Origin of the sequence: Klebsiella sp. GG_Kp173 (assembly GCF_040062415.1) — a bacterium.
GTDB lineage: Bacteria > Pseudomonadota > Gammaproteobacteria > Enterobacterales > Enterobacteriaceae > Klebsiella > Klebsiella quasipneumoniae.
The window spans coordinates 1-20,515 of record NZ_JBEAFZ010000079.1 but is presented as its reverse complement, the minus strand read 5'-3'; the positions used below and the strand labels follow the sequence as shown (position 1 = coordinate 20,515).

21 protein-coding genes are annotated in these 20,515 nt (G+C 59.1%); 19 read left to right on the top strand and 2 right to left on the bottom strand.

The genetic code is table 11. The annotated features are described in order from the left end of the window. Positions 1-16 precede the first annotated feature (16 nt). The 19 genes from ABLU50_RS17400 to ABLU50_RS17310 all read left to right on the top strand — a co-directional run bounded on the left by ABLU50_RS17400 (position 17) and on the right by ABLU50_RS17310 (position 19,243). On the top strand, positions 17-823 hold the full coding sequence (locus ABLU50_RS17400) for a winged helix-turn-helix domain-containing protein (protein ID WP_023319648.1): 807 nt from the start codon (positions 17-19) through the stop codon (positions 821-823). Beyond that, positions 820-1,338 carry a FidL-like protein gene (locus ABLU50_RS17395; RefSeq protein WP_004204137.1) on the top strand — a complete coding sequence of 173 codons (519 nt, stop codon included), beginning with the start codon at positions 820-822 and terminating at the stop codon, positions 1,336-1,338. The genes ABLU50_RS17400 and ABLU50_RS17395 overlap by 4 nt, the downstream gene beginning before the upstream one ends. A gap of 446 nt (positions 1,339-1,784) precedes the next feature. Further along, positions 1,785-2,063, top strand: coding sequence for a BMC domain-containing protein (locus ABLU50_RS17390; protein ID WP_004182810.1), 279 nt, complete (start codon positions 1,785-1,787; stop codon positions 2,061-2,063). Positions 2,064-2,080: 17 nt separating this feature from the next. Then, complete coding sequence (locus ABLU50_RS17385) at positions 2,081-2,365, top strand: BMC domain-containing protein (RefSeq protein ID WP_002442227.1); 285 nt, start codon at positions 2,081-2,083, stop codon at positions 2,363-2,365. 12 nt (positions 2,366-2,377) lie between these two features. Continuing rightward, positions 2,378-2,656: a BMC domain-containing protein gene (locus ABLU50_RS17380; RefSeq protein WP_004146125.1), complete on the top strand. Its 279-nt coding sequence runs from the start codon at positions 2,378-2,380 to the stop codon at positions 2,654-2,656. Between the two features lie 53 nt (positions 2,657-2,709). After that, positions 2,710-4,314: an acetaldehyde dehydrogenase (acetylating) gene (locus ABLU50_RS17375; protein ID WP_087832645.1), complete on the top strand. Its 1,605-nt coding sequence runs from the start codon at positions 2,710-2,712 to the stop codon at positions 4,312-4,314. A gap of 25 nt (positions 4,315-4,339) precedes the next feature. Then, positions 4,340-4,606, top strand: a complete 267-nt coding sequence (locus ABLU50_RS17370; RefSeq protein ID WP_087832644.1) for a EutN/CcmL family microcompartment protein — start codon at positions 4,340-4,342, stop codon at positions 4,604-4,606. An 8-nt stretch (positions 4,607-4,614) separates the two neighbouring features. Continuing rightward, positions 4,615-5,769: a 1-propanol dehydrogenase PduQ gene (locus tag ABLU50_RS17365; RefSeq protein ID WP_087832643.1), complete on the top strand. Its 1,155-nt coding sequence runs from the start codon at positions 4,615-4,617 to the stop codon at positions 5,767-5,769. Between the two features lie 25 nt (positions 5,770-5,794). After that, on the top strand, positions 5,795-9,181 hold the full coding sequence (gene cutC, locus ABLU50_RS17360; RefSeq protein WP_060656738.1) for a choline trimethylamine-lyase: 3,387 nt from the start codon (positions 5,795-5,797) through the stop codon (positions 9,179-9,181). Positions 9,182-9,266: 85 nt separating this feature from the next. Continuing rightward, on the top strand, positions 9,267-10,214 hold the full coding sequence (cutD, locus tag ABLU50_RS17355) for a choline TMA-lyase-activating enzyme (RefSeq protein WP_023319643.1): 948 nt from the start codon (positions 9,267-9,269) through the stop codon (positions 10,212-10,214). Between the two features lie 12 nt (positions 10,215-10,226). Continuing rightward, positions 10,227-10,625 (top strand): BMC domain-containing protein, encoded by a 399-nt coding sequence (locus ABLU50_RS17350; protein WP_004204127.1) that lies wholly within the window; start codon positions 10,227-10,229, stop codon positions 10,623-10,625. After that, complete coding sequence (locus ABLU50_RS17345) at positions 10,622-11,242, top strand: phosphate propanoyltransferase (RefSeq protein WP_087832642.1); 621 nt, start codon at positions 10,622-10,624, stop codon at positions 11,240-11,242. The genes ABLU50_RS17350 and ABLU50_RS17345 overlap by 4 nt, the downstream gene beginning before the upstream one ends. 12 nt (positions 11,243-11,254) lie before the next feature. Beyond that, positions 11,255-11,923, top strand: a complete 669-nt coding sequence (locus ABLU50_RS17340; RefSeq protein ID WP_087832641.1) for a hypothetical protein — start codon at positions 11,255-11,257, stop codon at positions 11,921-11,923. A 31-nt stretch (positions 11,924-11,954) separates the two neighbouring features. Beyond that, positions 11,955-12,368, top strand: a complete 414-nt coding sequence (locus ABLU50_RS17335; protein WP_087832640.1) for a multidrug efflux SMR transporter — start codon at positions 11,955-11,957, stop codon at positions 12,366-12,368. A gap of 19 nt (positions 12,369-12,387) precedes the next feature. Further along, entirely contained in the window at positions 12,388-12,717 is a 330-nt protein-coding gene (locus ABLU50_RS17330) for a multidrug efflux SMR transporter (RefSeq protein ID WP_004204123.1), read from the top strand. Between the two features lie 279 nt (positions 12,718-12,996). After that, positions 12,997-14,004, top strand: a complete 1,008-nt coding sequence (trpS, locus tag ABLU50_RS17325) for a tryptophan--tRNA ligase (RefSeq protein ID WP_004204121.1) — start codon at positions 12,997-12,999, stop codon at positions 14,002-14,004. 306 nt (positions 14,005-14,310) lie between these two features. Then, complete coding sequence (locus ABLU50_RS17320) at positions 14,311-15,378, top strand: HlyD family efflux transporter periplasmic adaptor subunit (protein ID WP_017899150.1); 1,068 nt, start codon at positions 14,311-14,313, stop codon at positions 15,376-15,378. Continuing rightward, positions 15,375-18,119 carry a ribosome-associated ATPase/putative transporter RbbA gene (gene rbbA, locus ABLU50_RS17315; protein WP_087832639.1) on the top strand — a complete coding sequence of 915 codons (2,745 nt, stop codon included), beginning with the start codon at positions 15,375-15,377 and terminating at the stop codon, positions 18,117-18,119. Before ABLU50_RS17320 ends, rbbA begins: the two co-directional genes overlap by 4 nt. After that, complete coding sequence (locus ABLU50_RS17310; RefSeq protein WP_060656734.1) at positions 18,119-19,243, top strand: ABC transporter permease; 1,125 nt, start codon at positions 18,119-18,121, stop codon at positions 19,241-19,243. Before rbbA ends, ABLU50_RS17310 begins: the two co-directional genes overlap by 1 nt. A gap of 41 nt (positions 19,244-19,284) precedes the next feature. Here the strand turns inward: ABLU50_RS17310 and ABLU50_RS17305 are convergent, their stop codons facing one another. Further along, positions 19,285-19,602: a hypothetical protein gene (locus tag ABLU50_RS17305; protein WP_004204117.1), complete on the bottom strand. Its 318-nt coding sequence runs from the start codon at positions 19,600-19,602 to the stop codon at positions 19,285-19,287. A gap of 321 nt (positions 19,603-19,923) precedes the next feature. Further along, complete coding sequence (locus ABLU50_RS17300; protein ID WP_004204116.1) at positions 19,924-20,199, bottom strand: DUF2574 family protein; 276 nt, start codon at positions 20,197-20,199, stop codon at positions 19,924-19,926. Positions 20,200-20,515: the final 316 nt, after the last annotated feature.

Below are 20,515 nucleotides of genomic sequence, written 5' to 3'. Positions count from 1 at the left end.
ATAGAGTGAGGCCGCGATGCGCTACAACATCAATGCCCGTCTCATTTATGATGCAACGGACGGCACGCTAACCCTGCCCGGCAGCGATGAACCGGATAGCCAGTTATCCATCACCGCCAGCGCGCTGCTCTATTTTTTTCTCCGCCATACCGGCGTGGTCAGTCGCGATGAAGTATTGAAAAAAGTCTGGGACGATAACGGCTTAACTTCTTCCAACAGCAACCTCAACCAGTATCTGAGCATGCTGCGCAAAACTTTCCGCCACTACGATATCGATAACATTATCGTCACCGTGTCGCGCGGCATGCTGCAGCTGAATCAGGATCTCAGCATCGAACTGCTCGACGCCGGGCCGGCGCTGGCCGATGTCGCCAGCCCGGCCGCGCCGCCTGGCGAACCCGCCGGTGCAGGAAGGGAAACCACACCGCCTGCCGCTTCACCACACGCGCGCGGAATGTGCTGGTATCTCGCCGGCGGCTGCCTGCTGGTCATCGCCCTGCTTCTGGTGGCATTCACGTTTGCCGGAACCCACGTCGCCCGGCCAATTAATCTGACGCTGATGAACCACAGCCAGTGCGAACTGCTCGCCAGCGATGAAATGCTGCGTTCGGTCTCGGCGACGGCCTACGGGAAGAATTTTGATGAGGTGCGTCAGCGGCTGAAGCTCAGCTGCAAGCCGGGGGAGCGTTTTGTTTTCTTCTATGGCGACCGGCTGGAGACCAACGGCCTGGGCCGGGTATTTCTCGCCCACTGCGCGATGCACGAAGACAACCCGTTTAGCTATTGCGATAACTACTTTTACTACTCCTGGAAGCCGCAATGAGACTCGCGCCCCGCACCTTTTTCGCTCTCTCTGCCCTCGCGTTTATCGCCGCCGCCGGGTTTAGCGCCTGGCGCCTGCTGCCGGATGCCAACGACGGCGTGATGAGCTGCTCCACCAAAGCGATCATGCGTTTTGAAAACATGGAAAAAGAGAATGTGAACGGCAATATCCATTTTAATTTTGCCGCCAATGGCAACGGGTCGATGGTAGTGGAAGGCTATACCGATTCTGCCGCCGGCTGGCTCTACCTGCAGCGTTACGTCAAATTCAGCTACACCAGCCAGCGCATCTCGGCGACCGAGCGCCACTACCGCATCAAGAAATGGGAATCCAGCGCCTCGTCCATCGATGAATCGCCGGATGTCATCTTCGACTATTTCATGCGCGAGATGTCCGACAGCCACGACGGCCTGTTCCTCAATGCGCAAAAGCTTAACGACAAAGCTATCCTGCTGAGCTCTATCAACTCACCGCTCTACATTTGCACGCTGAAGTCCGGCAGCACGCTTAATTAACCCGTCCCCCCTGTACCACTGCGAGGAAAATGCGCCCTCGCTCACGCTCCATTATTGCCCCCTCTTTCCACGATGCTAAAAGCGCACGTTTTGCGTTTAGCTTCGACGCGAGAACTTGAGCATACCCACAATTATAACGTGGCTATATTACCGATTGCTGGCAAGTAATTAGCATCTTATTAACATTCATCTCCCGCCGATAAATAGCTTAAAAAAACGCCATATCATCATGAAAATCCTCACGCATGAAACAGGATTAAGAGATAAAAAGAAGCCTAAATAAGGCTAAATAGCAGAGTAAAAACCTAAAATATTCATCTACACGGATTTAAATTTCACTTCTCTCCCCATTCCCTATAGTGAACCCCGAACGCCGCTTCCGCGTGTTGATGCCGTTACGCGGACGGTTTTCCCGAATCACAAAACCTGTTCTGGAGGAGATCACGATGGGTGATGCATTGGGGCTTATCGAAACCAAAGGTCTGGTGGCCTGTATTGAAGCAGCGGACTCGATGTGTAAAGCCGCCAACGTCGAACTGATCGGCTATGAAAACGTCGGCTCCGGCCTGGTCACCGTGATGGTGAAGGGCGACGTCGGCGCGGTAAAAGCGGCGGTGGATTCCGGTGTGGAATCGGCGCAGCGCATCGGCGAAGTAGTGACCTCGCTGGTCATCGCGCGTCCGCATAACGATATCAACAAAATCGTCATTAAACACAAGGCCTGAAGGCCAGGAGAACGCAAATGGGTGATGCATTAGGTCTGATTGAAACCAAAGGTCTGGTGGCCTGCATTGAAGCAGCGGATGCGATGTGTAAAGCCGCCAACGTCGAACTGATCGGCTATGAAAACGTCGGTTCCGGCCTCGTCACCGCGATGGTGAAAGGCGATGTCGGCGCGGTGAAAGCGGCGGTGGATTCCGGCGTCGAATCGGCCCAGCGCATTGGCGAAGTGGTGACCTCGCTGGTCATCGCCCGTCCGCATAACGACATCAACAAAATCGTCTCGCATTACAAAATTGCGGACTAACGGAGAAACCTGATGAAAGAAGCGCTTGGTCTTATCGAAACCAAAGGTCTGGTGGCCTGTATTGAAGCCGCAGACGCGATGTGCAAAGCCGCCAACGTCGAACTGATCGGCTATGAAAACGTCGGCTCCGGCCTCGTCACCGCGATGGTGAAAGGCGACGTCGGCGCGGTCAACGCGGCGGTCGACTCCGGCGTGGAAGCGGCGAAACGCATTGGCGAAGTCGTCAGCTCTCGCGTCATCGCGCGTCCCCATAACGACATCGAAAAAATCGCGGCGCAGCACAAAGCATGACCTGACAGGGCACGCCCCGTCCCCACTCTTTTCGTCTGATGAAGGATAGACTCATGATTGAACTGGATAACGATTTGCAGTCCCGGCAGAACGCCCGGGAACTGGTGCGCAACGCCAAAAAAGCGCAGGCAATGCTGGCCACCTTTTCGCAGCAGCAAATCGACGCCATCGTGAAAAACGTGGCCCAGGAAGCAGCGCACCACGCCGAAGCGCTGGCGAAAATGGCCGCGGAAGAGACCGGTTTTGGCAACTGGCAGGACAAAGTGCTGAAAAACCGCTTCGCCTCGCTGCGCGTCTACGACGCCATCAAAGATATGAAGACCGTTGGCATCATTCATGACGACCCGGTAAAAAAAGTGATGGACGTGGGCGTGCCGCTGGGCGTGATTTGCGCGCTGGTCCCCTCAACTAACCCAACCTCTACGGTTATCTACAAAGCGCTGATCGCCCTCAAGGCCGGTAACGCCATTATCTTCTCCCCGCATCCCGGCGCGCGTCAGTGCAGCTGGAAGGCGATTGAGATCGTCAAACGCGCGGCGGAAGCGGCCGGCGCGCCGGAGGGCAGCGTCGACGGCATCACCCAGCTGACCCTCGAAGCCACCTCAGAGCTGATGCATAGCAAAGACGTTTCGCTGATCCTCGCCACCGGCGGCGAGGGCATGGTGCGCGCGGCCTACGCGTCCGGCACCCCGACCATCAGCGGCGGTCCGGGCAACGGCCCGGCATTTATCGAACGCAGTGCCGATATCCACCACGCGGTGAAAGATATCATCACCAGCAAAACCTTCGATAATGGCGTGATCTGCGCCTCCGAGCAGTCGATCATCGTCGAAGGCTGCATTTATGATGAGGTTCACCGCGAGCTGGAAGCGCAGGGCGCTTACTTCATGAATGAAGAGGAAGCGGCGAAAATGGCGGCGCTGCTGCTGCGCCCGAACGGCACCATCAACCCGAAAGTGGTCGGTAAAACCGCGTTGTACCTCAGCCAGATGGCCGGCTTCTGCGTCCCGGCCAGCACCAAAGTGCTGATCGCCGAGCAGACCACCGTCTCGCCGAAAAACCCCTACTCGCGCGAAAAACTGTGCCCGGTACTCGGTCTGTACGTGGCTGAGGACTGGAAAGCCGCCTGCCACCGCGTGGTGGAGCTGCTGACCAACGAAGGGCTCGGCCATACGCTGGTGATCCACACTCGCAACCAGGACGTCATCCGCCAGTTCAGCCTCGAAAAACCGGTCAACCGCATCCTGATCAACACCCCGGCGGCGCTCGGCGGCATCGGCGCCACCACCAATATCTCCCCGGCGCTGACCCTCGGCTGCGGCGCGGTCGGCGGCGGCTCCAGCTCCGACAACGTCGGCCCGATGAACCTGCTCAATATCCGCAAAGTCGGCTACGGCGTGCGGTCGATTGACGAGCTTCGCGCGCCGGGCAGCCGCCCTGAGCCACAGCCGACCATCGTCACGCCGGCGAGCGATCCGCAGCGCAGCATTCTTGATGACGTGCGTTTCAACGCTCCGGCCAGCGCTGCGCCAGCACACCCGGCAGGCAGCGATGACCGCTTCGCCAGCCCAGGCGCCGTAGCGAATGCGGAAGGCGCAATCAACGAGCAAAACGTGGAACGCGTTATCCGCCAGGTGCTGGAGCGCCTTGCTAAGTAACGCACTGATATAAGGCGATATAACGATGATTCTCGCAAAGGTGACCGGCCATGTTGTCGCCACGCAAAAATGCGATGAGCTGCGCGGCAGCAACCTGCTGTTGATCACCCACTTAGATGACAAACAGCAGCCGATGAAGGACCAGACCTGGGTCGCCGTCGATAACGTCGGCGCCGGTATGCACGACATCGTGCTGGCGGAAGAGTACTTCGCGCTCAATAAAGAGCGCTACAAAGCGATGTCGGTGGTCGCCATTGTTGAGAAGGTGTTTCGGGACGCCGAACAGGAGTGAATAGCCCAATGAGTGAATTTTTACTGAAACCACGGATTTGCTTCGGTCAGGACGCCCTCTCGGTGCTGAACGAAATTTCCGCCCGCAGCGTGCTGCTGGTGACCGATCAAGCGATGGTGAAGTTTGGCCTCGCCGAGCGCGTCACCGCCCTGCTGCGCCAGCGCGGGATCGCCTGGCAGGTGTGGGACGACGTGGTGGCGGATCCGGATATCGCCACCGTGGTGCGCGGTATGAAGCTGATGGATAACCACTATCCGGATCTGGTTATCGCGCTCGGCGGCGGTTCGGTTATCGATGCCGCCAAAGCGGTTATTTTCTCCCTGGCGCAAACCCGTCCGCTGGCAGGCCGTCCCCGTCCGTGCTTCGTCGCCATCCCGACCACCAGCGGTACCGGTTCGGAAGTCACCGCCTTTTCGGTGGTGAAAGCCAACGCGGAAAAACTGGTGCTGGTGGATGCGTCATTGCTGCCGGATATCGCCATTCTGGACCCGGCGCTGGTGGCTTCGGTGCCACCGGCAATTACCGCCGACACCGGCATGGACGTGCTGTGTCACGCCCTTGAGGCCTACGTCTCCCGCGCCGCCAGCGACTTTTCCGACGCCCTGGCGGAGAAAGTAGTGCAGCAGGTATTTCGCTATCTGCCAACCTGCTGGCGCAGCGGCGACAACCTGCAGGCGCGCGAAAAGATGCACAACGCCTCCTGCATGGCGGGGATGGCCTTCACCAACGCGTCGCTGGGGATAACCCACAGCCTGGCCCACGCCCTCGGCGGCGTCTTCCGCGTGCCCCATGGCCGCGCCAACGCCCTGCTGATGGCGCACGTCGTCGCCTGGAACGCTGATTATCACGGGCTGTGCGATACCGATGCCGCCCGCAAATATGCCCGACTAGCCCATCTGCTGGATCTACCTGCGGCCACTACCCGCCAGGGCGTCACCAGCCTGCTGGTCGCCATTCAGGCGCTTAAAGACGAAATGAGCATGCCGGCCGGCATCCGCGATACCGGCGTCCTTGCAGACGAGTTTGAACAACGGCTGGCGGAGATGATCGGCCAGGCGTTACGCGACAGCTGTACTCCGACGAACCCACGCGCGCCGGATGCTCACGCACTGACCGAACTCTATCGCCGGGCATGGACCGGCAACGCCGTTCAGGGCCACTGATAACAAGATTTGGAGAACCTTACCCATGGCACACTACAGCTTAACGCCGCGCGTCAAAGTGCTGGCAGACCGTTTACTCGCCCAGAAAAGCACGCTGTGCACCGAACATGCCACCACGCTGAACGCCCTGGACGGCGATATCGCGGGCGTTCCCGCCGCCGTTAAACCGGCGCGCCGTTTCTATGAACTGATGCGCCAGCTGCCGCTGACCATCAGCCCCGATGAACTCATTGTCGGCAACCAGAGCCGTAAACCGCACGGGGCGATTTTCCATGACGAAAACGCGACCCGTCGCCCATCGGCTTTCCAGTTCCTCAACCTCAACAGCGATCTGGATTCGCCGGACTACCGGCTGGTGGTCGAAAAAGGGGTGCTGGCGATTAAGCACCAGCTGGAAGAGAAAACCCGCGCACTCGGCAGCGCGGTCAGCCGCAGCGGTATGGATGAAGTCAACGGCTGCCGCGCCGCCATCTACGCCTGCGACGCCCTGCTAGCGCTGGCGCAAAATCTGGCCAACAGCGCCGAGCAGCTGGCGGCGGCGGAGACCAATGCTTATCGCAAAGCCGAGCTGCTCGATAGCGCAGCCATTCTCCACCACGTGCCGGCCCATCCAGCGCGTAATTTCAAAGAAGCCTGCCAGGCGTTCTATCTGTTCCAGCTGGCGCTACAGCTGGATAACGGCAGCTATGCAGTCAACCCGGAAGGGGCGGACAAGGCGCTGCTGCCTTACTTCCAGCGCGATATCAACAGCGGCGCGCTGAATACCCAGCAGGCGTATGAGCTCGTGGAGTGCCTGTGGTTCAAGCTGGCGGAACTGAGCGAAGTCCGCGCCGCCTGCGCCATTGACGGCTATCCGATGCTCGACGCCATGTTGCATGGCGCCGCTTTTGAGCATGCCGAGGTGAACGAACTCTCGGCGATGTTCATCAGCGCCCAGCGTAACCTCAGCGCGCTGAATCTGCCGGTGCGTCTGTTTAGCGGCGCACAACAGGTCAGCCACGCGCCGTTCGCCGCCTGCGCCGACACGCCGGTGATGGAAGGGCTGACCCCGCGTATGCAGCGTCTGCGTAACCACTATCTGACGGTACGCCCGAGCGTCTCTATCTATCGCGCGCTGGCCTTTACCGAAGTGGTGAAAGCCAACCCAGGCATGCCGACCATTCTGCTGCGAGCGAAAGCCTTCCGCCACGCCTGCGAAACTGCGCCGATTCTGATTCAGGACGATGAGCTGATCGTCGGCCACCCGTGCGGTAAGCCGCGCGCGGGCGCCTTCTCGCCGGACATCGCCTGGCGCTGGGTACGCGACGAGCTCGACACCATGAGCACCCGCCCGCAGGATCCGTTTGAGATCAGCGAAGCAGATAAAAAAACCATTCGCGAAGAGATCGTCCCATTCTGGGAAGGCCGTTCGCTGGATGAGATTTGCGAAGCGCAATACCGTGAGGCTGGCGTCTGGGCCTTCAGCGGCGAGACCTTCGTCAGCGACCTCTCTTATCACCAGATTAACGGCGGCGGCGATACCTGCCCGGGCTACGACGTACTGCTGTTCACCAAAGGGATGAACGGGATCAAAGCCGATGCCGAGGCGCATCTGGCCAGCCTGAGCATGGAAAATCCGGAAGATATCGACCGCATTTACTACTACAAAGCGGCGATTGAAACCTGCGAAGGGGTGGTCAACTACGCTCGCCGCATCGCCGCCCATGCCCGCGAACTGGCGGCTAAAGAGCAAAACGCCCAGCGCCGCGCCGAGCTACTGACCATCGCCGAAGTGAACGAAAACGTGCCGGCCAATCCGCCGAAAACCCTGCAGGAAGCGCTGCAGAGTATCTGGACCGTCGAATCACTGTTTGAAATCGAAGAGAACCAGACCGGGCTGTCGCTGGGGCGCGTCGACCAGTACTGCTATCCGATGTTCGAAGCCGATATCCGCGAAGGCCGCTTGACCCACGACACCGCACTGGAGCTGCTGCAGGCGTTCATCATCAAATGCGCCGAACTGATGTGGATGTCGAGCGAACTGGGTGCGAAATATTTCGCGGGTTATCAGCCGTTTATCAACCTCACCGTTGGCGGCCAGAAACGTAGCGGCGGCGATGCCTGTAACGATCTGACCTATCTGATTATGGACGCCGTGCGCTTCGTGAAGGTTTACCAGCCGTCGCTGGCCTGCCGTATCCACAACCAGTCGCCGCAGAAATACATGGAAAAAATCGTCGACGTGGTGAAAGCGGGAATGGGCTTCCCGGCCTGCCACTTCGATGACTCCCACATCAAGATGATGCTGCGCAAAGGCTTCGATTTTGAAGACGCCCGCGATTACTGCCTGATGGGCTGCGTTGAGCCGCAGAAATCCGGGCGCATCTACCAGTGGACCTCCACCGGCTACACCCAGTGGCCTATCGCTATCGAGTTCGTGCTTAACCGCGGGCGGATGGTGCTGTTCGATAGCTATCAGGGGCTGGACACCGGCGACCTGCGCGACCTGCGCACCTTCGAAGCATTCGACGCGGCGGTGAAACAGCAGATCGCCCATATCGTGCGCCTGTCGGCTATCGGCACCGTCATCAGCCAGCGCGTCCACCGCGATGTGGCGCCGAAGCCGCTGATGTCGCTGCTGGTCGAAGGCTGCATGGAAAGCGGCAAAGATGTCGCCGCCGGCGGCGCGATGGTCAACCACGGTCCGGGTCTGATTTTCTCCGGTCTGGCGACCTACGTCGACTCGATGGCGGCGATCCGCAAGCTGGTGTTCGAAGAGAAGAAATACACCCTTGAGCAGATCCGCGATGCGCTGCTGGCCAACTTTGAAGGTTACGAAGCGCTGCGTCGCGACTGCCTGAACGCGCCGAAATACGGTAACGACGATAACTATGTCGACCAGTACGCGCTGGATATTACCGAATGGACCGAGAAAGAGTGCCGTAAGTACAAGATGCTCTACTCGACCCTCAGCCACGGCACCCTGTCTATCTCCAACAACACGCCCATCGGCGAGCTGACCAACGCCACGCCGAACGGCCGCCTGGCGTGGATGCCGCTCTCCGACGGCATCAGCCCGACCCAGGGCGCGGATAAGCAAGGCCCAACGGCGATTATCAAGTCGGTCAGCAAGATGAACGTGGAAACCATGAATATCGGCATGGTGCACAACTTCAAATTCCTCAAAGGGCTGCTGGATACCCCGGAAGGTCGCCATGGCCTGATTACCTTGCTGCGTACCGCCTCGATTCTCGGCAATGGCCAGATGCAGTTCAGCTATGTCGATAACGAAGTGCTGAAGAAGGCGCAGCAGGAGCCGGAGAAATACCGCGACCTGATCGTCCGCGTCGCCGGCTACAGCGCCTACTTCGTTGAGCTGTGCAAAGAGGTCCAGGACGAGATCATCAGCCGTACGGTGATTGAGAAGTTCTAGTTCTCTTAAAGAGAATTAAATGAGCTGTATTTGAGAAATAACCGGAAGTTCTCCGTCCCGTAACGGGACGGAGCGGGAGGCAAGCGTGATCGCAAAACAAGAATTAACGGGCCGAATTTTCAATATCCAGAAATATTCGATCTATGACGGCGATGGCATTCGCACGCTGGTGTTTTTTAAGGGCTGCAACATTCGCTGCCCGTGGTGCGCCAACCCGGAAGGGCTGAACAGCCAGTTCCAGGTGATGTTCTCGCACGACAAATGCATTAACTGCGGCGACTGCGTCAGCGTCTGTCCGGCGGGTATTCATTATCGGGCGGAAGAGAACGGCGAAATGAAGCACTTCGTCGACCGCCATAAAGACTGCATCGGCTGCCGCAAATGCGAAGAGATTTGCACCCAGAACGCGCTGGACATTATGGGCAAGGACGTCACCGTCAGCGAGCTGATGGAGATCATCATGCAGGACTACGACTTCTACATCTCCTCCGGCGGCGGCGTCACCATCGGCGGCGGCGAGATGAGCCTGCAGACCGATTTTGCCGTCGCCTTATTCAGCGAATGCAAAAAGATGATGATTAACACTGCCGTCGAAACCCAGGGCACCACCCCACTTGCCAACTACCAGAAGCTGGCGCCGGTCACCGACACCTTCTTATTCGACATTAAGCAGATTAACAGCGAACACCACAAGGCGATGCTCGGCATCGGCAACGAAGGGATCCGCCGCAATCTCGAATGGCTGGTGGATTCCGGCGCCAACGTCATTGTGCGTATGCCGCTCATTCGCGGCTACAACGACTCATTCGACGCCATTACCGGCGCCATTGATTACGTACAGAAGCTGGCGAAGCGCGGGAATATCCGCCGTATCGACATGCTGCCGTACCACCAGCTGGGACGCAAAAAGTACGAACGCCTGGATATGCCCTACCCGATTAGCCAGGACCCGTCTTATTCGCCGGATGAACTGGACCGGCTGGAAGCCTTCTTCCGGCAATTTGATTTTGATATTCGCTTAGTCCGCCATTAACAGGAGCCGACCATGAAAAGTTTAGGCGTAATTGAAACGCGAGGATGGGTCGCCGCCATTCAGGCCGTCGACGCCGCCTGTAAAGCCGCGGGAGTGACCTGCATTGGCTATCGCAAACCAGGCTCCGGGCTGGTGAGCGTCTGCTTTGAAGGGGAAATCAGCGCCATCCACACCGCTATCGAACGCGGCGTGGCGGTTGCCGGCGCCGAGCACACCGTGAAGTCGCTGGTCATTGCCCGTCCGGAGCGCTGCGTGGTTGAAGCGTTAAGCAACCTCAAAGGCAACCCTCCGCGCGAGGAAAAAACGGACGAACCGGTGGTTATCACCGCCCCGGAACCCATCGTTCCGCCCGCTATCCCGAACGAAGCGGAAGATAAGCACCCTGCGCTGAAGAAAGGGAAGAAGTCATGATCGACACTTTGCTTCGCGAAAAAATCGTCGCCCGCCTGAGCGCAACGGCGCCGGCGATCCCGGTGGGGATCTCCAACCGCCACGTCCATCTCGCGCAACAGGACGTTGAGGCATTGTTCGGTAAAGGCTACAGCCTGACGCCGTTCAAACCGCTGCGCCAGCCGGGGCAGTTTGCCGCCCAGGAGTGCGTGACCGTCGTCGGGCCGAAGGGCTCGCTGACCAACGTTCGCGTCCTCGGCCCGACCCGCCCGGTATCGCAGCTGGAAGTGTCGCGCGCCGACTGCTTCACGCTCGGCATTCAAGCGCCAGTTCGTGAGTCCGGTCAACTGGAGAATGCCGGTAGCGCGCTGCTGATTGGCCCCGCCGGTCACGTTGAGCTCCATTCTCAGGTGATCTGCGCCTGGCGGCATATTCATATGTCGCCGCAGGACGCGCGCCAGCTCAACGTCAGCAATGGCCAGAAGGTCAGCGTGCGCAGCAACGGCGAGCGCCAGCTGACTTTCGATGAAGTGGTGGTGCGGGTGCGCGATGACTTCGCGCTGGAATTTCACATCGACACCGAAGAAGCCAATGCCGCCGGGTTAAAAAACGGCGCGCAGGTGACGCTCATCGGCTAACGGAGGCTCGCCATGACCGACGAACAGATTGAAGGTGTAGTTGCGCGGATTTTGCAGCGCCTGCGGCCGCCGGTACTGGTGATGGTGACCGCCGCAGACGGCTACCGCACAGCTATCCGCCAACGCCTGGCGGGAAGCGGCTATCCGCTGCGCCTCGCGCTGGAGGAGGGTCTCGCTGACGCCGCCGCCTGGCGAGAGGTGGGCGAGATTATCCCGTCATCGACCTGGCTGGATGTCCTGCCGTCAGCGCCGTGGCGGGCGGTACTGCTGCCGTTTCTCGATTATCCGCAAGCCTCGGATCTGCTGAACGGCACCCTGCGCAATCCGGTTTCCCGCTGCGCGCACGAGGCGCTGCTGGCGGGTATTCCGGTTCTGGCCCTGCGCTACCACTGCGATCCGCACAGCGAGCTCAACCAGCTGCGCGGCGCGCAGGCCGGCAGCGCCTATGCCGGGCATCTGCAGGCCACGCTGGCTCGTCTGGAAGCCTGCGGCGTCTTCCTCGGCACCATGAATGAGCTGCTGGCGAAGCTGGACGCGCCCACCGCGCCGGCCGCCGCCAGCAGCGAACCGCGCCGTTATCTTACCGTCACAGACGTGGTGAATAATCCGGCGCTGGCGGCGGCCCCGCGCGCTCAGCTGACCGATGCGGCCATTGATTACTTAAAAAACAGAAAGATATGACCTTACCCAACGAAAAACCTGGAGCTTAACGATGTCTTCGAAAACAAAATGCTGGTTATGGATGCTGCTGGTTATCCTCTCCGAAACCTCGGCAACCTCGACGTTAAAAATGTTCGGTAGCAGCGAAGGCGGCAGCAAAATGCTGCTGCTCGGGCTGCTGATTGCGCTTTACTGCACCTGCTATTACTCGCTCTCAAGGGCGGTGAAAGATATCCCGGTCGGTCTGGCGTACGCCACCTGGTCCGGCACCGGCATTCTGGTGGTCTCGACGCTGGGAATGGCATTCTACGGCCAGCACCCGGATACCGCCGCCATCATCGGCATGGCGGTGATCGCCAGCGGCATCATTATCATGAACCTGTTCTCGAAAATGGGCTCCGAAGCGAGCGAAGAGGCGGCGGCCGCCGCGCCAGCCGCCGCCATGGATAAGAACATCGCTAACTAACAGGAAAGGAATACCCCCTATGTTTAATCTCGGTTTTTTATGGCTGGCGCTGTCTATCGGCTCCGAAATCACCGGCACCTCGATGATCAAAAAGACCAACGGTTTCAGCAAACTGGCCCCTTCGGTGCTGGTGGTCTGCGCCTACGGCCTCTGCTACTTCGCCCTCACCCGCGCAATGAGCACCATCCCTGTGGGCGTGGCCTACTCGCTGTGGTGCGGCTTTGGTATCGTCGGCGTCACCATCTGCTCCATGATCCTCTATAAGCAGAAACCGGACCTGGCGGCCATTATCGCCATGGCGCTGATTATCTCCGGCGGCGTGATCATGAACGTCTTCTCGACCATGTAACAGCGGTCGTTTTATCCTGTTACCCGGCCTGTGCGGGCAGTCAGTAGGCCCGCGCCAGCGCAGCGCCGCCGGGCACTTTACCAAACGGGGTTTACCCCACTATGGTTTCGTGGCAGGATAAAAAGATGAACAGAAACGCGATCGTGACCTTTCCCCGCCGTTGGTGGCTGCCTGCATAACAGGCGGCACGATATACGTTTCCATTTTCAAAGCCGCCGGAAGGCGGCTTTGGTGTTTTCAGGACGTCTTTCGGCTGAACAGTCTGATAAGGAGTTCCTGATGAACCACCCGCAAACCATTCTCACCGGCGACCGCCCCACCGGCCAGCTACATCTTGGCCATTACGTCGGCTCGCTGCGCCAGCGCGTCGCGCTGCAGCACGACCACCAGCAGTTTATCCTGATCGCCGACCTGCAAGGGCTCACTGACAACGGCAGCAATCCGCAAAAAGTTAGCCACCATATCCTCGAAGTGATGGCCGATTATCTGGCCGTCGGCATTGACCCGAGGCTCACCACGATCTGCCTGCAGTCCGCCCTGCCGGCGCTGGCGGAGCTCAGCGCGCTGTATATGAATATCGTCACCGTCGCCCGCGTGGAACGTAATCCGACGGTCAAGAATGAGATTGCCCAGAAAGGATTCGCCCGTTCGCTGCCGGTGGGCTTTCTTGCCTATCCGATTAGCCAGGCCGCCGATATCACCGCCTTCAAGGCCGAGCTGGTGCCAGTGGGCGACGATCAGCTACCGATGATTGAGCAGACCAACGAGATCGTCCATAAGATGAATAGCCTCACCGGCGCGCCAGTGCTGCGCCACTGCAAGGCGCTCCTCAGCGAAGTGAGCCGCCTGCCGGGCGTCGACGGCAACGCCAAAATGTCGAAATCGCTGGGCAATACGCTGACGTTATCGGCCAGTGAAGAGGAGATTCACCGCGCGGTCAGCGCGATGTATACCGACCCGACACACCTGAGAGTCAGCGATCCGGGGCATGTCGACGGCAACGTGGTGTTCACCTATCTCGACGCTTTCCATAGCGATAAGGCACTGGTGGCTGAGATGAAAGCCCACTATCAGCGCGGCGGGCTGGGCGATCGCCAGTGTAAAAATGAACTGGAGACCTGCCTGCAGGCGCTACTGGCGCCGATCCGCGAACGGCGGGCCACCTTTATTCAGGATAAAGGGATGCTGCTGGATCTGCTGCGCCAGGGCAGCGAGCGCGCCCACCAGCTGACGCAGCAGACGCTGCATGAGGTGAAACGTGGTCTGGGGCTGCCGGTGCTGTTCTGAGGTAATGAAATGTTGCCGGTAGTGGATATTTTGTTAACACGTCGACAAGACCCTGACTTTCGTATGGACAAGCCCGCCGCGGATGTTACTATCGCGTTAACGGTAGCTCTCACTATGCGTGTTTCATTAAGGCCAGGATCGCTGATAATGACCACATGAGTAGTACAGCGTTCGGCTGCGCATCGACGCGGTAGAGCGCTGCGTCAGCGGCCCTTCCCCCCTTTATTCGTCCTTCGCAAGGAGGACGCTCCGCCCGCCGGAGGAGACACGCGTATCACTCAGAACAGGGAATCAAGCGAGTCGCGTATGGACAAAATAAAGAAACGTTGGACAGGGTATTTTGTCGGCTTACTGGTGGTACTCGCCGCTGCAGCATGGTGGCTGCTGCGCCCGCCGGGCCTTCCGGAGGGTTTCGCCAGTAGCAACGGACGAATCGAGGCCACCGAGGTGGATATTGCCAGCAAAATCGCCGGACGTATCGACACCATTCTGGTCAAAGAGGGTCAGTTCGTGCGCCAGGGAGAGGTGCTGGCGAGAATGGATACCCGTGTACTGAACGAGCAGCGTCTTGAAGCCGCCGCGCAAATCAAGGAAGCGGAAAGCGCGGTCCTGGCCGCCAGAGCCTTGCTCGATCAGCGGCAAAGTGAAATGCGCGCCAGCGAAGCGGTTGTGAAGCAGCGTCAGGCGGAGCTCGACTCCACAGCGAAACGTCACGTCCGCTCGAATGCCCTGTCGCAGCGCGGCGCCGTCTCCGCCCAGCAGCTGGATGACGATCGCGCCGCGGCAGAGAGCGCCCGCGCGGCGCTGGAGTCGGCGAAAGCCCAGGTCTCCGCCGCCCGCGCCGCCATCGAGGCCGCCCGCACCAGCATTATTCAGGCGCAAACCCGCGTCGAAGCCGCCCAGGCGACCGAGCGGCGGATCCTTGCCGATATTGACGATAGCGAGCTGAAGGCGCCCCGCGACGGCCGTATTCAGTATCGCGTCGCCGAGCCGGGGGAAGTGCTGGCCGCCGGTGGTCGGGTGCTGAACATGGTCGATCTCGCCGACGTCTATATGACTTTCTTTCTGCCCACCGAACAGGCGGGCCTACTGGCGCTTGGCAGCGAAGCGCGGCTGATCCTTGATGCCGCCCCTGATCTGGTGATCCCGGCCAATATCAGCTTTGTCGCCAGCGTCGCGCAGTTTACGCCGAAAACGGTGGAGACCCGCGACGAGCGTCTCAAACTGATGTTCCGCGTCAAAGCGCGCATCCCGCCGGAGCTGCTGGCGCAGCACCTGGAGTATGTCAAAACCGGCCTGCCCGGCATGGCTTACGTGCGGCTGGATAACCAACACTCCTGGCCTGAAGACCTGACGGTGAGGTTGCCGCAATGATATTGACGCCACTGGATACCTCGCCCCCCATTGCCCGGCTGGACAACGTTGGCCAGCGCTTCGGCGCCACCGTGGCGCTGCGGGATATCAGCCTGGCGATCCCGGCGCGGCGCATGGTTGGCCTGATTGGCCCGGACGGCGTCGGCAAATCGAGCCTGCTCTCTCTCATCGCCGGGGCGCGGGCCATTGAGCAGGGTAACGTGATGGTGCTCGGCGGCGATATGCGCGACGTTCATCATCGCCGCGAGGTGTGCCCGAAGATTGCCTGGATGCCGCAGGGTCTGGGGAAAAACCTCTATCACACCCTCTCGGTGTATGAAAACGTCGACTTCTTCGCCCGCCTGTTTGGCCATGATAAAGCCGAACGCGAATCACGTATCCACGAGCTGCTGCAGAGCACCGGGCTGGCGCCGTTTCGCGATCGCCCGGCGGGTAAGCTCTCCGGCGGGATGAAGCAAAAGCTGGGTTTATGTTGCGCCCTTATCCACGACCCGCAGCTGCTGATCCTCGATGAACCTACCACCGGCGTCGACCCGCTTTCCCGGGCGCAGTTCTGGGAGCTTATCGACAGCATTCGTCAGCGCCAGCCGGAGATGAGCGTGCTGGTGGCCACCGCCTATATGGAAGAGGCTGAGCGCTTTGACTGGCTGGTGGCGATGAACGCCGGCGAGGTGCTGGCGACCGGTACCGCTGCGGAGCTGAAAGTGCAGACCGGCAGCCAGACGCTGGAGCAGGCGTTTATCGCCCTGCTGCCGGAAGCGCAGCGCCAGGCGCATAAGGCGGTGGTAATCCCGCCGCGCGACGACCGCGAGGAAGAGATCGCCATCGAAGCCCGTGGGCTGACCATGCGCTTTGGCGACTTCGTCGCCGTCGACCACGTTAACTTCCGCATCGCGCGCGGTGAAATCTTCGGCTTCCTCGGCTCCAACGGCTGCGGCAAATCCACCACCATGAAGATGCTCACCGGCCTGCTGCCCGCCAGCGAAGGCGAAGCCTGGTTGTTCGGCCAGCCGGTCGATCCGAAGGATATCGCCACCCGCCAGCGGGTGGGCTATATGTCGCAGGCCTTCTCGCTCTATAGCGAACTGACCGTCCGGCAAAACCTCGAACTGCACGCCCGCCTGTTTCATATTCCGGACGGCGAAATCCCCGGTCGGGTGGCGGAAATGAGCGAGCGCTTCATGCTCAGAGAGGTGGAAGACGCCCTGCCCACCGCCCTGCCGTTGGGCATCCGTCAGCGTCTGTCGCTAGCGGTGGCGGTCATCCATCGCCCGGAAATGCTGATCCTCGACGAACCCACCTCCGGGGTCGATCCAGTGGCACGGGATATGTTCTGGCAGTTGATGGTCGACCTCGCGCGTCAGGATCGGGTGACCATTTTTATCTCCACCCACTTTATGAATGAGGCGGAACGCTGCGACCGCATCTCGCTGATGCACGCCGGCAAGGTGCTGGCCAGCGATACGCCGCAGGCGCTGGTCGAACAGCGCGGTGCCGCCAGCCTCGAAGAGGCGTTTATCGCCTGGCTCCAGGAGGCGCAGCCAACCGCCGCAGTTCCTGAGGAACCTGCGCCTGCTGCAGCATCCCATCCAGAACGCGCGGCCCCGCGCCAGGCCTTCAGTCTGCAACGGCTGTTCAGCTACAGCCGCCGCGAAGCGCTGGAGCTGCGCCGCGATCCGGTACGTTCGACGCTGGCGCTGCTGGGAACGGTGATCCTGATGTTTATCATGGGCTATGGGATCAGCATGGACGTCGAGGATCTGCGCTTTGCGGTACTCGATCGCGATCAAACCCTCAGCAGTCAGGGCTGGTCGCAGAATATCGCCGGCTCACGCTACTTCATCGAACAGGCGCCGCTGCGCAGTTACGATGAGCTCGACCGGCGGATGCGCGACGGCGAACTGGCAGTGGCGATAGAGATCCCGCCGAACTTTGGCCGCGATATCGCCCGCGGCACGCCGGTGCAAATCGGCGTCTGGGTGGATGGCGCAATGCCAAACCGCGCGGAGACGGTGCGCGGCTACGTGCAGGCCATGCATCTCGCCTGGCTGCAGGAGATGGCCGGCCGGCAGAGCAGCCCACCGCGCGATACCTCGCTCATCTCCATCGAGACCCGCTATCGCTATAACCCGGACGTGAAGAGCCTGCCGGCCATCGTCCCGGCGGTGATCCCGTTGCTGCTGATGATGATCCCGGCGATGCTCAGCGCCCTGAGCGTGGTACGTGAGAAGGAGCTCGGGTCGATCATCAACCTGTACGTGACGCCGACCACCCGCAGCGAATTCCTGCTCGGCAAGCAGGTGCCTTACATCATGCTGGGAATGTTTAACTTTTTTCTGCTGTGTGCGCTGTCGGTCTTCGTTTTTGGCGTATCACATAAGGGCAGCTTCCTGACGCTAAGCCTGGCGGCGCTGCTGTATGTCACCATCGCCACCGGACTGGGACTACTGATCTCAACCTTTATGAAGAGTCAAATCGCCGCCATCTTCGGCACCGCCATCATTACGCTAATCCCGGCGACCCAGTTCTCCGGGATGATCGACCCGGTAGCGTCGCTGGAAGGCCCCGGGCGCTGGATTGGGCAAATCTACCCGACCAGCCATTTCCTGACTATCGCCCGCGGCACCTTCTCCAAGGCGCTGAATCTCAGCGATTTGTGGGGCTCCTTTATTCCACTACTGATTGCAGTGCCGCTGGTGCTCGGGCTGAGCGTGCTGCTGCTGAAGAAACAGGAGGGGTGATGCGCGGATTACGCAATATTTATAATCTTGGCGTCAAAGAGCTGCGTAGCCTGCTGGGTGATAAAGCGATGCTGGCGTTGATCGTGTTTGCTTTTACGGTGTCGGTGTACTCCTCAGCCACGGTGATGCCCGGCTCGCTACACCTGGCGCCGATTGCGGTTGCCGATATGGATAAGTCGCAGCTCTCTTCACGCATCATTAACGCATTCTACCGCCCCTGGTTTCTCGAACCGGAGCTGATTACCGCCGATGAGATGGACGCCGGCCTGGATGCCGGGCGCTACACTTTCGCCATCAATATTCCGCCTAACTTCCAGCGCGATGTGCTGGCCGGCCGCCAGCCGGAAGTGCAGGTCAACGTCGACGCCACGCGCATGAGCCAGGCCTTTACCGGCAACGGCTATATCCGGAATATTATTAGCGGCGAAGTAAACAGCTTCATTGCCCGCTATCGGGACAACAGCGTGCTGCCGGTAGAGCTGGCGATAAGAATGCGCTTTAACCCTAACCTGGAACAGGAGCGCTTTGGCGCGGTGATGGCGATCATCAACAACATCACCATGCTGGCCATTGTCCTCACCGGCTCGGCGCTGATCCGCGAGCGCGAGCACGGTACCATCGAGCATCTGCTGGTGATGCCGGTCACGCCGTTTGAGATCATGATGGCCAAGATCTGGTCGATGGGGCTGGTGGTGCTAGTGGTCTCCGGTTTGTCGCTGGTGCTGATGGTACAGGGGATGTTGCAGGTGCCCATTGAGGGGTCGATTCTACTGTTTATGCTGGGGGTGGCGCTCAGCCTGTTCGCCACTACCTCAATCGGCATTTTTATGGGCACCCTCGCCCGCTCAATGCCGCAGTTGGGGCTGCTAATGATCCTGGTGCTGCTGCCGCTGCAGATGCTCTCCGGCGGCTCCACGCCGCGGGAAAGTATGCCGCAGCTGGTTCAGGATATCATGTTGACCATGCCGACCACCCACTTCGTCAGTCTGGCGCAGGCGATTTTGTACCGCGGTGCCAGCTTCAGTATCGTCTGGCCGCAGTTCTTAACCTTGCTGGCTATCGGAGCGGTGTTCTTTACTATCGCCCTGCTGCGTTTTCGCAAAACGATCGGTCAAATGGCGTAAGGGCTTAAGAAGGGCCGTCGACTTCCGGCGGCCCGAATGGTTTATTTGTGGCGGTTCATAAAGTGGCGCAGACCCCAGGTGAAGGCCATCGCCATGCTGAAGAGAATGAACAGCAACACCACCCAGCTGATGGAGATGCGCAGCAGCGTGCCGGGGGTCATAAACGGCTGCAGATAGACGGTGAAGGACTGGGCGGGTGATTTCCCCAGCAGTTCATACAGGTTATCCGTAAGCCATACGCCGACCCGGCAGAACAGCCAGATTATCGCTGGCCAGCAGAGCAGCACCAGAAAGGTAAAGCGCTCCTGAAGGTAAGTGAAGAGCCGGCGCAACGGCGACCAGTTAAGCAGGATTTTCATTTCTATTCTCATATTGCCAGCCGATAACCAAAGCAGATAACGCAAGGTACGTCGGGCAGCATCCATACAGGCAATCATCCCTCTTTGTATATCAAATTTGCTGTCATATAAACCAGATCAAGTTAACAAAGTGTTAATGATATCGCTCATTAAACCAAAAAACCGGCGAGAAGCATACCCATTGTCGCCATAAATGGGAGTGATGTATTCAGCGGCGGGAATAATTTTGTAATTTCGCTAACGCGTTAATATATATGAAGAAGATGCAGCGCTATTATTTAGCAGAAAACAATATAATAGCGCTGAAATAGAGAGAGGTATTTAATCGTAGCTGCTGATAATTATTTTTCGACTCGTATCATTGGATAAATTCACTGTACGAGTGACCACACCACGCGCGTGATTCGCTATATTTTTCGAGGCAATGAGGTAGGTATTTTTTCCGCAGCGCTGCAGAGGTTGTTTATTCACAATATCAGTATTGCAGGTTTCTGACACGACCCGCCCGGAAAGCGTTAGGTTGGCGGTTTCGGCAGCAAACAGAGGTGAGCTTAATCCATAAGCGAAAATCAGAATCCCAATTAGCGGTTTTTTCATTTAATGTTTAACCAGTTAACAGGATGAAAGATAAGCGAGTTGCTTAATATTTTCTCCGTCAGGAGAGCGATGCATTGGTACATCACGCAGGGAAGATAAACCATAGCATTACTAAGGGCAATGGCAAGATAACCTATTAATGTGATAATTATTGCTGATAGTAGCGAACCGGCATAATGGTCTGCCTGGAGACGGTGCTGCGCACCAGGTTTTGTGGCTCAGGATCCGTAGCCCCGATAAGCGCAGCGCCACCGGGGAGGCATACCCCACACAGCAAAAAACCCCGCACCTTTCGGGACGGGGTTCTTGTTAAAAC